This window comes from Streptomyces sp. NPDC001222, assembly GCF_042896945.1.
Taxonomy (GTDB): domain Bacteria; phylum Actinomycetota; class Actinomycetes; order Streptomycetales; family Streptomycetaceae; genus Streptomyces; species Streptomyces gibsoniae.
This window is the reverse complement of record NZ_JBIAXT010000022.1, coordinates 112,087-127,382: the sequence shown is the minus strand read 5'-3', so window position 1 is coordinate 127,382 and position 15,296 is coordinate 112,087. Positions and strand designations below refer to the sequence as shown.

Genomic DNA, 15,296 nt, shown 5'->3' with positions numbered 1-15,296 from the left:
CTGCCGGCCGCCGACTCCGGACTCCCGACCGCCGACTCCCGACTCCCGACTGCCGGCCGCCGACTCCGGACTCCCGGCCGCCGACTCCCGACCGCCGGCCGCCGACTCCCGACCGCCGACCGCCGACCGCCGACCGCCGACCGCCGACTCCCGACTGCCGGCCGCCGACTCCCGACTGCCGGCCGCCGACTCCTGACTGCCGGTCGCCGAGCGTCAACTTCGGGTTGACAGCCCCTGGGTGTCAACTTACGGTTGACACATGACGGCCAAGCCTCAGATCGCAGCGAATCTGCGTCTCGACGACCTCATCGAAGCCATCAAGAAGGTGCACACCGACGCCCTGGAGCAGCTCCAGGACGCGGTACTCGCCGGGGAACACCTCGGCGACGTGGCCGACCATCTGATCGGCCACTTCGTGGACCAGGCCCGGCGTTCCGGAGCGTCCTGGACCGACATCGGCAAGAGCATGGGCGTGACCCGGCAGGCGGCCCAGAAGCGCTTCGTCCCCAAGGAGTCGGCCGACCTCGACCTCAACCAGGGGTTCAGCCGCTACACGCCACGCGCGCGGAACGTGGTCGTGGCGGCGCACAACGCGGCGAAGCAGGCGGGCAACGCCGAGACCGTGCCCGAGCACGTCGCCCTCGGCCTGCTCGCCGAACCGGAGGGGCTCGCCGCCAAGGCGATCGTCGCGAGCGGGGTCTCCCTGGACGCGGTGCGCCAGGCGGCGACCGCGGCACTGCCGCCCCGCGCCGAGCAGGCCCCGGAACTCGTGCCCTACGCCCCCGCCGCCAAGAAGGCCCTGGAACTCACCTTCCGTGAGGCTCTCCGCCTGGGCCACAACTACGTCGGCACCGAGCACATCCTGCTCGCGCTCCTCGAACTGGAGAACGGCGAGGGTCTGCTGTCCGGGCTCGGACTCGACAAGACCACGACCGAGGGACACCTCGCGAAGGCGCTGGAGGAGATCAGCGGGCCCCTGGGACAGACGGCCACCGGACAGACGGCCACCGGACAGGAGAACTCCGGACAGGAAGCGACCGGTCAGCAGGACTGAGCCGGCCAGGAGGACCCGGCCGGCCAGGAGGGACCGGGCCGGCCGGGGCGGCGCGTCCGGCCCGTTGTCAGACCCCCCTGCCAGACTCGCAGACATGACCGGGCGCTGGGCTCTCGCTCCGGCCGAGGACGGTGGCGTGGAGGTCGCCGCCCTCGGCCCGGGCGGCCTGCCCTCCGGGCCCGTGGTCAGGGAGGAGGATCTCGCCGCGGCCGTGCGGGCACGGCCCGAGGTCACCCGATGGGTGTGGCGGTCCACCGCCGAGGTCCAGCCCCGTCTGCTCGCCACGGGGGTGCGAGTCGACCGGTGCTACGACGTCGAGGCCGCCGAGACCCTCCTCCTCGGCCACGAGGGCCGCCTCGGCGAGCCCCGGTCGGCCGCCGCCGCGCTGGCCCGGCTGCGCGGCGGCCCCGTGCCCCCGGATCCCCCGTCCCGCTCCGCCGAGCCGGGCTCGCAGTCCTCCCTGTTCGAGCCGCGCCCCGTCCGCGTCCCGCTGAAGGACCTGGTCGAGGTGTACGCGGACCAGCAGCGCCGGCACGACGCCGCCACGCATCCCGACCGCATGCGGCTGCTCACCGCCGTCGAGTCGGCCGGGATGCTCGTGGCCTCCGAGATGAACCGGTCCGGGCTGCCCTGGAGCGCCGACGTCCACCGCGAGGTGCTCCACGAACTGCTCGGCGAGCGGTACGCGGGCGGCGGTGAACCCCGAAGGCTGGCCGAGCTGGCCGACGAGGTGTCGGCCGCCTTCGGCCGCCGGGTCAGACCCGATCTGCCCGCCGATGTCGTCAAGGCGTTCGCGCAGGCCGGGGTCCGGGTGCGGTCCACCCGCCGCTGGGAGATCAGGTCCGTCGACCACCCCGCCGTGAAGCCCCTTCTGGAGTACAAGCGGCTGTACCGCATCTGGGTCGCCCACGGCTGGTCCTGGCTCCAGGACTGGGTGCGCGACGGCCGCTTCTGCCCGGAGTATCTGCCGGGCGGCACGGTCACCGGCCGCTGGGTCACCAACGGCGGCGGCGCCCTGCAGATCCCCAAGGTCATCCGGCGCGCCGTCGTCGCCGACCCGGGCTGGCGGCTGGTCGTGGCCGACGCCGCCCAGATGGAGCCGCGGATCCTGGCCGCAATCTCACGCGACCCGGCGTTCATGGAGGTGGCCGGCCGCGAGGCCGACCTCTACCAGTCGGTGTCGGACCGCGCGTTCTCCGGCGACCGTGACCAGGCCAAGATCGCGGTCCTCGGCGCGATCTACGGCCAGACGTCCGGTGACGGCCTGAAGAACCTCGCCGCCCTGCGCCGCCGCTTCCCCAGAGCCGTCGCGTACGTGGACGACGCGGCGCGCGCGGGCGAGGAGGGACGCCTAGTGCGGACCTGGCTCGGGCGCACGTCCCCGCCGGCGGCCGGCGCCTCGGAGGACGCCACCGAGGAAGCGGGCATCCCGCAGGAGGACACCCCGGAGGACACGGCGGGCGAGCCCCAGCAGTGGATGCCGGGGTACGCCTCGACGAACTCCCGCGCCCGCGGCCGCTTCGCGCGCAACTTCGTGGTGCAAGGCAGCGCCGCCGACTGGGCCCTGGTGATGCTCGCCGCCCTGCGCCGCTCCTGCGCGGGGCTCGCCGCCGAGCTGGTGTTCTTCCAGCACGACGAGGTGATCGTGCACTGCCCGGCCGAGGAGGCGGACACGGTGGCCGCCGCGATCCAGGAGGCCTCGGACCTGGCGATGCGGCTGACGTTCGGCGAGACACCGGTCCGCATTCCGTTCACCACGGCGGTCGTGGGGTGCTATGCGGACGCCAAGTGAGAGACCGGGGCGGACGGGCCGCCCGGTTCACCCCTCCCCCAGCCGTTCCCGCAGCTCCCCCACCACCGGACTGTCCGTGCCGTCCAGCGCGGCGAGGGCGGCCGTCCACTGCCGACGGGCCTCCTCGACCTCGCCGTCCGCGAGGTGGAGCAGACCCCGCTGATGGCGGGCGAGACCCCCGGCGTAGCAGTCGCCACGGCGGCCGGCGAGCTTCAGCAGCGCGTCGCACTCCCGCGAGGCCCGCTCCAGGTCGCCCCGCTCCCTAAGCGCACGCACCAGCCCGAGCCGGGTCTGCGACTCGCCCTGCCAGTGTCCATGGCCGCCGAGGATGCGCAGACTTTCCTCGAAGTGCGGTACGGCGGCGTCCGGTTCGCCGAGCATGAGATGGTCGAACCCGATGTTGCAGTGCGCGGTGTGGCGGACGACGACATGGCCCATCCTCTCGCCGATCTCCAGGCTCCGGCGGTGGTGGTCGACGGCGGCCCTGGGGTCCGTGTGCGCGTAGAGGTTGCCGAGATTGCTGTAGGTGACGGCCTCCTGCATAGGGTCGTTCAGGACCCGTGTGTACTCCAGGCACTGACGCAGCGTCTCACCCGTCTCCTCGTGGCGTCCGAGCTGCTCCAGGAGCACCGCGCGCCGGTTGAGACCCCGGAGCAGACAGGAGAGACGGCCGAGACACCGCCAGATCGCCAGCGCCTCGTCGAGCTGGGCGAGCGCGTCGTTGCCCCGGCCCTTCAGACAGTTGACCCCGGCCAGGTCGAGCAGCGCGAACGCCTCCGCGGGCGCGTCACCGAGCCGGCGCACCCCGTGCAGGGCGGCGCGGGTGAGCACCTCCAGCTCGGCGACATGGCCGCGGCTCTGGAGATGGGGCGCGATCAGGCGGACGAGCAGCGGGACATGGGCGGAGGTGTCCGCATGGCGCTCCACCAGGGCGACCATGTTGTCCAGTTCGAGGACGATCCAGTCGGCGGCGGCCCGGGCGGATCCGAAGACGGGCACGTCCGCCACGTCCGCGGCGTATGTCGCGGGCTGCGACGGGGTCGCCCGGAGCCGGTCCTCGCGCTCGACGCCCGACTCGACGGTGGCTTCGCAGGCACGGGTGGCCATGGCGGTGTACCAGCGCAGGGCGACTTCCGCGGGGCATTCGTCCGGGGGATCCGTGGCGGGATGGTCGCCGGCGTCCGGGGCGTCCTGGCGCCGGCCCCCGAGGTCCAGGGCGTCGCGGCGCCGCCGCCCGAGGTCCAGGGCGTCGCGGCGCCGGCCCCCGAGGTCCAGGGCGTCGCGGCGCCGGCCCCCGAGGTCCAGGGCGTCGTAGCGCCGGCCCCCGAGGTCCAGGGCGTCGTAGCGCCGGCCCCCGAGGTCCAGGGCGTCGTAGCGCCGGCCCCCGGGGTCCGGGGCGTCGTGGCGCCGGTCCGCGGTCCGTTCGTTCACCGCGGTCTCCCGGGCGAAGTCCCGGACCAGGTCGTGCGGCGCGTACCGCCCGTACGCCGTCTCCTCCAGAAGGGCGACATCGACCAGCCGGTCGAGGGCGGCCTCGGCACGGCGCTCGTCCGTGCCGAGAAGGCGCGCGAGCAGGGCCGCCCCGTAACCCGGCACGTCCAGCGCGCCGATGCGGCCGAGGGCACGCGCAGCGTCCCGGTCGGCCTCACGGTCCGAGGCCCGTAGGGCGTCATGGGCGACGGCGAGTGATCTGCGCACGCTCAGGTCGTCGTACTCCAGGTGATGCAGCCGCCCCTCGGTGGCGGCCAGCTGACCGGCCAGAACGTCCGGCGCGAGCGCGCGACGGGCGGCGAGCCGGGCGGCGACGACGCGTAGGGCGAGCGGCAGCCGCCCGGCCAGTTCGACGAGCGGATGCGCGGCGTCGAGCCCGTCCCGGCCGGAGACCGCGCGGAGCAGGGCGGCACTGTCCTCGTCGGAGAGGGGCGCGAGCGGGACCCGGTGGGCGCCGTCGAGCGCGGTGAGCGGAGAACGGCTCGTCACGATCACCGCGCAGCCGGGTCCGCCGGGCAACAGCGGTCTCACCTGGGCGGCGTTCGCGGCGTCGTCCAGCACCATCAGCGTGCGGGTGGGGGCGAGCAGGGAGCGCAGCAGCGCGGCCGCCGCATCCGGGTGTGCGGGGATACGGCGGGGCTCCGCGCCGAGGTCGCGCAGCAGCGCGGTGAGCGCCTGCTCGGGGGTGAGCGGGGTCATGCCGGGTGTGGCGCCGTGCAGGTTGATGTAGAGCTGGCCATCAGCGAAAAGTTTCCGCAGCCCGTGGGCCACATACAGCGCGAGCGCGCTCTTGCCGACCCCGGCCATCCCGCTGAGCACGGCGACACGAGGGGTGTCGCGCTCGGCGCCGAGGAAGCAGTGGAGTTCGCTGCGGGCGGCGTCGCGGCCGGTGAAGTGAACGGGCGCGGGCGGAAGTTGGGCGGGCCGGGGCACGGGAGGCGTGCTCGGCGCGCCGACTTCCGCGTCGAGAGCGGCCTCGGGCGCGCTCTCGGCGTCGGGCGCGATCCGGTCGCCCCTGCCGTGAGCCCTGCTACGGCCGACGTCCGTACCCCCGACGTGAGTACCGACGGTGTCCGTGCCGTCAGCCTCCCCACCACCGGCTTTCCCGCCCCCGGCGTGCCCACCGAGCCCGCGCCCGCCCGGTACGTCGTCCCTCAGGATCTCCAGATGGGCCTCGCGCACCGCGCCGCCGGGCTCGACCCCGAGTTCCCCGATGAGCCGTTCACGCAGATCGCGGTGGACGGCCAGAGCCTCGGCCGAACGGCCCGTGCGGTGCAGTACGAGCATGAGCAGCCGGTGGAAGCCCTCCCGCAGCGGGTGCTCGGCCACCAGCGCGGCCAGCTCCGGCGCGAGACCGCCGAGCCGGGCACCACCGAGGTGCAGTTCGGCGTCGTACCGCCACTCCAGGAGCAGCAGCCGCGCCTCCTCCAGGCGCTGCACCAGCGCATACCGGCCGGTCTCGGGAGACAGTCCGCTCAGCGGGGCTCCGCGCCACAGCGCGAGCGCGGCGGACGCCTCGCCGACCGTGCGCTGCCAGGCGCGGCAGGTGTGCGCGGCGCGGGCCGCGGCAACGTGCCCCTCGAAGACACGGACGTCCAGCTCACCCTCGTCGACCCGGAGGAGATAGCCCGGCGGCACGGCCCGCAGCCGCTCGGGGCCGTCCTCGCCGAGGAGGCGGCGCAGCCGGGTGACGTGGTTCTGCAGGGACGCCTGCGCGGAGGCCGGCGGGGCGCCGCCCCAGAGGGCGTCCTTGAGCGCGTCGACCGAGACGACGCGGCCCGGCTCCAGCAACAGCGCGACGAGCAGGGCCCGCATCTTGCCGCTGCCGATGGGATGGTTCTCGCCATCGGTGTCGTACACGACGGGCGGCCCCAGCAACCCGAACCGCAGCCCGTAGCGCATAGCCGCCCCGATGCCCTTCCGTACGGCCCGATCGCCGTCCCTCACTTCACCGTGCGGCACGACTGCCGCTCACCGCTCTGCCGCGCGGCACAGCCGCCTCGCGCCGCGGGCCTCGCATCCGCGTGCGGCGAGTTCCGGCCGTCCGGCCCCCGAGCCCTCCGGCGAACCGGCCAGCTCACGGCTCCTTTCAGAACCATTGGCCCCATGTTAGCGATCTGTTGGCGTGGCCTGATGTGATCCTTTCATCGGATCTGGCCCGACGGTGCGCGCGTAGATGCGCAGCTCGGGGGAGTGTCGCCGCCGTGGCCGGATTCCGGAAACGCGAGGGCCTGGTCGGCAGAGGTGAACGACCGGGCCCTTCGTCGTCGTGGGGTACGAGGCGCGACCGAGACGGCCCGCTCGCCCCGCGCCCTTCGCCCCTGGTGCTGCGACCGGAAGGGTTCGCCGGCTCGCGCAAACCTTTCCGGTCACAGCACCAGAACACGTCCTAGAGCACAGGCGGGCGGCCGAGCCTCGTCAACCGCCACACCGTGTGCCAGCGCATGGGCCGCCGCTCGCCGCCCGAGGTGCGCAGACCCTCCACGAACCCGCCGAACCAGGCCCTCAGCCCGCCGACCGACCGTGTCCGCAGAAGGGTGACGGCGATCCAGACCCCCAGATGCACGGGGATGAGCGGCAGGGGCAGCCGGCGCCGTACGAGCCAGACCCGGTTCCGCGCGGTGACCCGGTAGTAGATGGCGTGCCGGGCGGGCGAGGTCCTCGGATGCTGAAGGAGCAGTTCGGGGACGTAGAGGATGGTCCAGCCCGCGTCGGCGGCCCGCCACGCGAGGTCTGTCTCCTCGTGCGCGAAGAAGAACTCGGCGGGCCAGTCCCCGGTCTCGGCGAGCATCGCCATGGACAGCGCGTGCCCGCCGCCGAGGAATCCGGCCACCGGTCCGCCGCGCATCGGATCGGCCGCGCCGACCCTCGGCACATGCCGCCGCTGGGTCTCGCCGTGCTCGTCGGCGATACGGAACCCGGCGATGCCGAGCCGGGGATCGGCCGCGTAGAGATCCCGGACACGACGGAGCACGTCGGCTTCGACGAGCAGTCCGTCGTCGTCCAGTTCGACCACGACGTCGACGTCCCCGAACTCCCGGAGCCGGGCGAGGGCGACGTTTCGACCACCCGGGCAGCCGAGGTTCTCGTCGACCTCGATGCAGGTGACCTCGCCCGGAAGCCCGAGGCGCTCGGCGAAGTCGGGCAGAGGGCAGCCGTTGCCGACGACCACGATGCGGGACGGCGCGAGGTCCTGCTTGGCGACGGAGGTGAGGAGGGCGTCGACCTCGGTGGGACGGTTGCCCATGGTGACGACCGCTACGGCGATACGGGGCCCCGGCTCCCGCTGCGACACGACACCCACCCCATCCCGGCCTACGACTGTCCACGCGATGCTAGTCGTTAACCAAGAGGTCGCTCGGTGTCCTCCGGTTCTCCTCGCGCCGGATGATTTACCGACCGGCCAGGCGCCCTTCCTCCGGCGAGCGGGCCCCACCCCGCCGTCCATGCCTCGAACCACCACCAGCACCGGTCACTGCGGCCACGCCACCCCCACGGCTCCACCACCGGCCGCCGCACGAAAGCCCATAAATACACCGAGCTCACCCAGCGTGAATTCCTGCGAATTACCGAACAAGACCCCCGATCCAAAACCCGACGCATGAATTCCCGCCCGGCCGCCCAGCCCCGACTCCTCTTTTCCCGAATCGCGTCCGCCCCGGTCGACGTCACCGTCTCCACCGATCACCCACCGTCCCCGACCCCATCCCTCCCCACCTCGGCCCAAGCGTCGGCGCCCACAGCACGCTTGGCGACCGCGAAGCGGTGACCCAACGGGTCGGGTACCCTGGCCACGACCGCGCGCAGCGCACGCGAGAAACACAAGAGAAACCGTAGAGAAAGGGGACGGAGGATCGGAGCCCGAAAGGCGCCGTGATTCCCACCGCCGATGCCGTCCATCCCGCAGGCTGGTTCGCCCAAGGAAATTTCCAGCCCCAGCAATCCTCATGTCAAGGAACTCGCTGCCCTCCGCCGCCGTCGGAACAGGCAGAATTCCGGAGTGACCCTGGTCGAGGGTTATGAGGAGCTGGATCTCGCCCTGCGGGCCGGCGTGCGTCCCCGCGAGCTGTATTTCTGCCCCGCGCTGACCGGGGATTCCGACCCGAGGGACGTCCTGGCGCGCGCCTCCGAGCGCGGAGCCGCCCTCTTCAGCCTGAGCCGGCAGGCCTTCGACAAGGCCGCCTACCGCGAGGGCCCGGACGGCTGGCTCGCCGTCGTACCGGACATCGAGACGGACCTCTCCCGGATCGAGGTCGACGAGACCTCACTCTTCCTCGTGTGCGAGAGCGTCGAGAAGCCCGGCAACCTGGGCTCGATGCTGCGCACCGCGGACGCGGCCGGGGTGACGGCCGTCATCTCGGCCAACCCGGTGACCGACTGGGGCAACCCCAACGTGATCCGGGCCAGCAAGGGCACCGTGTTCGCCGTCCCGATCGCCTCGGCCGACTCCGAGGAGGTCAGGCGCTGGCTGGCGGAGCACTCCGTGAAGGTCGTCGCCACGACCCCCGACACGGATGTCCTGATGGCGGACGTCGACATGTCCGGCCCCACCGCCGTCCTGGTAGGCAGTGAGAAGTACGGCCTGTCGGACCAGTGGCTCGCGGGCAGCCACACCAAGGCGAAGATCCCCATGTTCGGCCAGGTCGACTCCCTCAACGTCGCGGTGTCGGCAGCCCTCTTCACCTACGAGGCCGTACGGCAGCGCATGGCGGCCGGACAGCGCTGAGGGCACCGCTGCGGGAGACCCTCCGGCCCGGCGACCGCGGTGGAGCCGCCTTCGGGATGCGACGGCGCCACCGTCATCACCGCCTACGGGCTCACTTCGGGCTCACCGGCGGGAACCGCCCGGTCGTAGAGGCGGCGCAGGTGCGGGTCGGCTTCGGCGCTGGCGCCGCACAGCGACGGCAGTGACGACGTAGCGGCGGCCCGCTTCGAAGGTCACCCCGCTGAGCTGCGGGAGCTGGTGCGCGGCGGTGCGCAGCCGAGGCTTCCCCAGGCCCTTTCGCATTTCAGATCACGATCTGGACGCGGCTCCCCTTCCGACTCGACGATCGCTTCAGCGGTACGAAGGACGGCCCGCCGTCCTGAGACCCCGCCCCGCGCAGCGCGGACCCGTCGCCAACCGCCTTTGCCGTCCGGGGACCTGACCGAACAGAGCAAGGGTCAGGCCGTTGACGATCCGTCGAAGGATCGTCGACAACCTGTCGAACTCCGGCCTGCCCACGGGGGTTTACTGGACAGTCGCGTCTGTCCACCCGGACAGCCGGACACGGTGGTCTGTCCCTTCTGGGGACAGTCGAGGCCGACACTCGACAAGGAGCACGGCAATGCTGAAGAAGTCACTGGTGGCGGTTCTGAGCGCTTCCGCCCTCGCGGTAGGGGCGCTCGGACTGAGCGCCGAGTCAGCGTCGGCCGCTTCCACCTGGAAGCTGAAGGCCACGTGCAGCTCGGTCAATGTACGAGCGAACTCCAACGCGAGCGCGAAGATCAATGGCGTCGCTTACAAGGGCGACCTCATGAACGGCACGAAGGTGGACTACAAGGGCTACAAGGACATCAAGGTGGACAAGGCCTGGATCTACGGCAAGGTGGTCCGCAAGGACCACAAGGTCATCTACGGCTGGGCCGCGCTCAAGTGCTTCAACCCTTACGAGCAGTAGGAGAACCTGCTCGGCCAACACCACGGCCTCTGTCCGTTTCACCCGGTCAGAGGCCGGACGCCGGCCGCGTTCAGCGCGTGCACGTCGATGATGCGGCCGCCCTCGCGGACCTTCTGGGCGCTTGACGCAACCAGGAGGCCCGCACTGCCCCGTGCAGCAGGCGGGGAAGCGGATTCTGGTCCGTGACTGGTCCGGAGTCCCTGGTCAGCGATGGGGTCAGGGCATCGCACAGTGAGACAGACCATGCACACCGGTCTGCTCGTCCGCTGGACCGCTGGACGGCTGAGTACGACGAAACGGCCCCCTGATCCGCGTTTCCGCAGATCAGGGGGCTTACTCCGTCCTGTGGCTGGTGCAGGGTTCGCACCTGCGCAGCCTGCGCGACGGATTTGAGTCACGCACGGTGAAACGGTTCCGGCCGGCGCAGTCGGTGAGTCATCAGGCGACCATCCCGCCCAGCCGGCGCTGCACGGCAGGACGTGGTCAGCAGGTCGACGGGACGGGGTGCCCTTGCAGTCTGTCGCTCATCCACGCGGCCATGTCCTTGTACGCGGCGCTCAGCACGCTGTCGTGGGTGGCTCCGGGGTAGATGCGATGGTCCATGGTGTCGCCGAGGTTGCAGAGTTCCCCGTTGAGCTTGGTCGTTGTCGCGACCGGGATCGTCCGGTCCTGGTCCCCTTGCAGAAGCAGGATCGGCCCGATGGAGCGGCCCTTCGCCGGTTCGAGGATGTCGACGAATCGCAGCAGCGCCGGGTTGTCGGCCCAGCCGGGGTTGCCGCCGCGATTCAGCTGCACGTTGTCCAGGCAGATGGTCAGTTCGTCGTCGCAGAGCTTCTTCACCAGGGGGATCTGGGCAGCGAGTCCCGGTGCCAGCAGTCCGGGTACCGGATACCGGGTGAGTGCAGGTGCGCCCCCACCTCCAGGCAGGCGTCCAATGCAGCCAGTCCCGCGTCGATCGGGGGCCGGGCGGCGGCGAACATGTCCATGACCTCTTTGAAGTGGCTGGGCGGCGCGAGCGACACGGTGCCCAGGAAGCGCAGCCCCGATGCCTCTCGTGCCACGTCCTCGCCGACCCGCAGGACTGCCGCCGCGCCCTCCGAGTGGCCGATGGCGAACCACTGCCGCCCTCACCGCCGCAGGTACCGCCGCACCAGAGCCCTTCGTCCTGGTCGTCGACCCCGCCGTGACCGACCCCACTCGGGCCCGGGACGGAAAGCGGCCGGTGTGGGCCTTTGTCCACGTACCGAACGGGAGCTCCCAGGACCCCGTCACCATGGCGCAGGCACGTATCGAACAGTACGCGCCCGGCTTCACAGAAACCGTCGTCGCCAGCCGCGGTATCAGCGCCCGCGACTACGAGGTCTACAACCCCCACTACGTCGGCGGGGACATCAACGGCGGTGCTGTGACCCTGAAGCAGAGCGTGCTCCGTCCAGCCCCCGGGTGAATCCCTACCGCACGCCGCTCCGCGGCGTGTACCTGTGCTCCGCATCCACACCGCCAGGAGTGGCGTGCATCTCCGGTTACCTGGCCGCCCGTTCCGCACTGAGACACGAATTCGGCATTCACCCGACACCAAGCCTCGCTCCCTGACCAGATCGCCCACACCCGTCCATGAGGTGGCGGGCACGACAGACCGGCGAGGTCCCGCGTGCACAGCCTGTGCGGCCCGGGTACGTCGCTCACTTGCCCTGGCCCGGGCCCCACACGACCGCGGACCGGAAACGCGTTAATGTGCGAGTCATGACGGCTGATGAACGTGAAAACCCCGGCACCGAACAGGAGTTAGCGGCAACTCCTTGGAGCTGGGGGGGCCTGGGCCCGGTCGGCGGGTTCCTCTTGATGCTCTCCGGAGTCGGTCTGCTCCTGTGGGGACTCCTGGGCCGGACAAGCTCCAGCCCTTCACTGATCTACCAGGCCGCGAAGGTCGTGGCGATCGGCCTGGTGGTCACCGGTACCACTCTGGTGGCGCGCCGACGCGACTCGTCACGACGCCCCGACGCAGATACAGAGCCTGGTCCGAGGCCGTGACACGTACCGGTCCGGAAGATTTCAAGTCCGGTGAGACGGGTTCCCTTCCTTTGGCCGGGTCGTTGATCCAGGCCTGCCGGGGAGTCCGCCATCCGGTCAAGAAGCCCCAGCGCGGCGGACTCGCCGAGCACGAGACGGGGCCTTCGGCCGTCTGCGCGCGCCCTGTCCGGGCCGCTGTGCACAGGCTAGCGGCTCCGGCTGAACCGCCGGATCAGTCCGAACAGGGCGCTCGGGCGGATCTATGGCGCGCCGACGTAGCCGCAGGAGTGCGCGCACGGCACCCGCTTCCAGGGCTGGGCGTACCCGGCGCGCAGGGACGCGCGGGAGCGGCCTGTGTCAGCGGGCGAGCCGGATGTTGCGCCTTTCCGGGCTCGCGAACGATGGCGCATTTCTCCTCGCACTGCCGAGGCTGGTGGTAGTGGCAGGTTCGTTCCCATCAATATCCGGTCCGATGGATTTTGGGGGGTACTCGTTCGTGTCGGCGCAACCGACGATCCGGCGATCCTGACCGAACGCGAGGTGCGTTACCGAATGGCCACCTCGCGGCCTTACCTTTTCCGGTCCGCCGGGCAACCGCGCTTGAGTGGTATCGAGCATGTCGAGGCCGAACCGCCACCAGAGAGGCTCCGATTCGGACTCCCCCCTGGGCCCTACAGCGTCGAGGTGACGATCATCGCGTGGGGGGATGAGCCGCGTAACACCTTGGCAGACGGCAGTCCCAGAGTGGCCCCCAGCGGTCGTGACAATCTCGCCGAGTTAAGCCCGCCCCGACATCCAGGGGGCCGTGATCGACCTGATAAGGATGAGGCCGGATCTCAAAGGTTGTGCCCGCGTGGGCGTCGTCGCCCGATTGATGGCGCTCCGCCAGCTTGAATTCGAAGCGGTCATGACCACACCGCCCTCCAGGCCGCGCGATCGAACCTGTCACCTTGACCTGCAGCAGACCCCTGCGTCAGAACATCGCCAAGACTTGCCGGTCGCTGCTCAGCGAGATCGCCGAGCAGTAGACCGGCACGGTGACAGAACAACGCCTCGGATGCCCCCAGCTTGGACCGACGGCAGCGTCCCGCCGGTTACTTCTTCACTTCGGCGACGGCGCGCAGGGCAAGCAGTCGCTGGTCGAGTGCCGGGAAATCGGGGTTGGTTACGGTCTGGTTCATCTGTCCGGTGAAGAGGAGAATGGCGATGGTGCTGTTGTCGGCCCAGATGCAGACGGGCATCTCCGCGGGTCCCGCCGTGGCGACGGCGCACTGAGTCGTGCCGCCGAGCTGCCCGCTGGACTCGTTCCTCTTGTCCGTGACGGAACCGCCGCTCCGGTCGATCCCGGCCCACGCGGCCGCTACCTCGGTCCCGGGGCTGAAGAATGTGCCGTACCCGCCCATCAGTACGATCTGTGGTATGCGGTCGCCGAGTTTGGTGGAGTAAGCCGCCAGCGCGGGAGTGCCGCCCGCCTTGGCGATTTGGCCGTTGCTCGCAGTGAGACTTTTGGCCAGCGCGTTGGACGGGTCCGACGAAAGCCCCTGGAAACTGTCTGGCGGAACCAGTTTGTACTGGCCGGCCTTGGCGACTGCGGTCATGCCGATGTAGGCGAGTACGCCCCCACCACCGACGACTAGGACACCGACGACACCAAGACACCCGAGCCATCGTCTTCGTCTGCGTGGCTTCTCAGGGGCCGCATAAGGGGTGGCCGTGTAGTCCCTGGCCGCGTTCGGCGTCTCGGAAGGTGACGCGTAGTCCTCGTCGAGGCGCCCGAGTTCGGCGTAGGGATTGGGTCGCCGCGGTGGCTCCGGATGCGTGTACAACTCATCGCGCCGACCGAGTTCGGCGTATGGGTCAGGCCGCAGCGGTCGCTCCGGCTGCGGCTGCGCGTGCGGCATTTGACCCGATTGCCCGTACGAACTCGGGTATGACTGCCCCATTTCGTACGGCTGGCCCTCGGACTGCCCGTACGGGTGCTGCTCAGGACTCTGGTACGGCTGCCCGTACGGCCCCGGGTCCTGCTGCCCATACGGGATTTGATACGGCTGATCCTGGGGCTGCCCATACGGACTCGGGTACGGCTGCCCGTACGGATCAGCGGATTCTCCCCACGGCGAGGACGGCTGCGTCGACATGATGGGCATCAGAACGTACACATAGATGAAGGGTCAACTATGCGCAAGTGAAATCTCAACTACGGCCGCACCTGTCACCGGGCGGGCCCTCAGCGCTCACGCGAGATCGAACTCCGAAAGCGAGTACCACAGGTTCGAAGGGTGCCCAACTTACAAGGCACAAAGGCCCTCCCGGGCCGTCCTGGGGCCGCAGAAGGGCGCTCGATGGTGACCAACATCGACAACTGCCGACAGCTCGGCAGCAGGTCAGAGCGTTGATCGATTGGGTGGCCGCAGGTCACGGCCGCTGGTGATCAGTTGTGGCTGAACTGGCGCCTACCAGCCAGCCTCGCGGTCAGCCCTCTTGGTCCTCGACCATGCCGATGGCAAAGGGGAACGATTCCAAGAACTCGCGACGCCCAGGATTCTGCTCCGCTTCGGCCATGTCTGCGAGCACCTGCAAGAGCCGTTCGCGTTGGTCTGAGGGCAGTTGCAGCAGCACCCAGCCCACGCTCTCCATCATCTTCACCGCGGAGCCGGCATCCACTTCCTCGTCCCCGCAACTCTCCAGGAACCAAACGACGTCGACGATCAGTCCGGTAAGTGCCGGCACAAGCGGATCCATGTCAGTCATCCGAGCAACCTATCCGACCCATACGACACCGATCCCGGCACGTCAGCGGACCCAACTCACAGCGGATGCCCGGAACGAGGCCAGGCTGTCTCTGGGCCGTGCGAGGCCGCCCGACGCCGACCGACAACGACAGAAGCCCACGGCATCTGAGCTGGTTAGAGCCGTGGGCTTCTTCAGGCTTGCTGGTCAGCCAAAAGGCCGATCAGTACACCGGCTACCACTCCCTGAGTAACAGATGCGAGTGTCGCCCGAGGCGCTGTCGGAGATGGTCGATGCTGTCGGGAGACGCTCGCGAGCACGCTCGCTTTTAGGCGTGGACGTAGGTCTGCGGGCCTTGGGCGTCCACATGGGCACCGTCCGGCGTGTACCAGACAACGGCCCAGGTGCCGTCGCGCCCGCGGTCCCCCCGCAGCTCGCGCTGCCCTCGCACCCCCTACCGCGGCCTGCGGCGGGGCCCCGCGGATCGGACTCCTAAAGCGGATGTCGCACAGGCGAATCCTGCCGGGGAACAGCCGAAAGGGCCAGCTCAGGCGGATTT

At 70.5% G+C, this 15,296-nt stretch carries 11 protein-coding genes; 5 read left to right on the top strand and 6 right to left on the bottom strand.

Features of this window, described 5'->3' with window-relative positions:
* The first annotated feature begins 259 nt into the window (after window positions 1-259).
* Complete coding sequence (locus tag ACFY2Z_RS26795; protein WP_390746645.1) at window positions 260-1,054, top strand: Clp protease N-terminal domain-containing protein; 795 nt, start codon at window positions 260-262, stop codon at window positions 1,052-1,054.
* A gap of 94 nt (window positions 1,055-1,148) precedes the next feature.
* The gene (locus ACFY2Z_RS26790; RefSeq protein ID WP_390746644.1) at window positions 1,149-2,846 is read left to right on the top strand and encodes a bifunctional 3'-5' exonuclease/DNA polymerase; all 1,698 of its coding nucleotides are present in this window, start codon (window positions 1,149-1,151) and stop codon (window positions 2,844-2,846) included.
* 27 nt (window positions 2,847-2,873) lie between these two features.
* Here the strand turns inward: ACFY2Z_RS26790 and ACFY2Z_RS26785 are convergent, their stop codons facing one another.
* Window positions 2,874-6,239 (bottom strand): BTAD domain-containing putative transcriptional regulator, encoded by a 3,366-nt coding sequence (locus ACFY2Z_RS26785; protein WP_390746666.1) that lies wholly within the window; start codon window positions 6,237-6,239, stop codon window positions 2,874-2,876.
* A 487-nt stretch (window positions 6,240-6,726) separates the two neighbouring features.
* A complete protein-coding gene (locus tag ACFY2Z_RS26780; RefSeq protein ID WP_390746643.1) occupies window positions 6,727-7,641 on the bottom strand; it encodes a glycosyltransferase family 2 protein in 915 nt (304 codons plus the stop codon).
* Between the two features lie 585 nt (window positions 7,642-8,226).
* Here ACFY2Z_RS26780 and ACFY2Z_RS26775 point away from each other — a divergent pair.
* Complete coding sequence (locus ACFY2Z_RS26775; protein WP_390746642.1) at window positions 8,227-9,063, top strand: TrmH family RNA methyltransferase; 837 nt, start codon at window positions 8,227-8,229, stop codon at window positions 9,061-9,063.
* Between the two features lie 601 nt (window positions 9,064-9,664).
* Window positions 9,665-9,997 carry a hypothetical protein gene (locus tag ACFY2Z_RS26770; protein WP_390746641.1) on the top strand — a complete coding sequence of 111 codons (333 nt, stop codon included), beginning with the start codon at window positions 9,665-9,667 and terminating at the stop codon, window positions 9,995-9,997.
* Window positions 9,998-10,480: 483 nt separating this feature from the next.
* Here ACFY2Z_RS26770 and ACFY2Z_RS26765 read toward each other — a convergent pair whose 3' ends face one another.
* Together ACFY2Z_RS26765 and ACFY2Z_RS26760 are read right to left on the bottom strand one after the other, a co-directional pair.
* Window positions 10,481-10,837: an alpha/beta hydrolase family protein gene (locus ACFY2Z_RS26765; protein WP_390746640.1), complete on the bottom strand. Its 357-nt coding sequence runs from the start codon at window positions 10,835-10,837 to the stop codon at window positions 10,481-10,483.
* Window positions 10,834-11,058 carry a hypothetical protein gene (locus ACFY2Z_RS26760; protein WP_390746639.1) on the bottom strand — a complete coding sequence of 75 codons (225 nt, stop codon included), beginning with the start codon at window positions 11,056-11,058 and terminating at the stop codon, window positions 10,834-10,836. The genes ACFY2Z_RS26765 and ACFY2Z_RS26760 overlap by 4 nt, the downstream gene beginning before the upstream one ends.
* A 212-nt stretch (window positions 11,059-11,270) precedes the next feature.
* Here ACFY2Z_RS26760 and ACFY2Z_RS26755 point away from each other — a divergent pair, with 212 nt between their 5' ends.
* The gene (locus ACFY2Z_RS26755; RefSeq protein WP_390746638.1) at window positions 11,271-11,444 is read left to right on the top strand and encodes a hypothetical protein; all 174 of its coding nucleotides are present in this window, start codon (window positions 11,271-11,273) and stop codon (window positions 11,442-11,444) included.
* 1,657 nt (window positions 11,445-13,101) lie between these two features.
* Here ACFY2Z_RS26755 and ACFY2Z_RS26750 read toward each other — a convergent pair.
* Window positions 13,102-13,605: a hypothetical protein gene (locus tag ACFY2Z_RS26750; protein ID WP_390746637.1), complete on the bottom strand. Its 504-nt coding sequence runs from the start codon at window positions 13,603-13,605 to the stop codon at window positions 13,102-13,104.
* Window positions 13,606-14,479: 874 nt separating this feature from the next.
* Window positions 14,480-14,758, bottom strand: coding sequence for a hypothetical protein (locus ACFY2Z_RS26745; RefSeq protein ID WP_390746636.1), 279 nt, complete (start codon window positions 14,756-14,758; stop codon window positions 14,480-14,482).
* Between the last annotated feature and the right edge of the window lie 538 nt (window positions 14,759-15,296).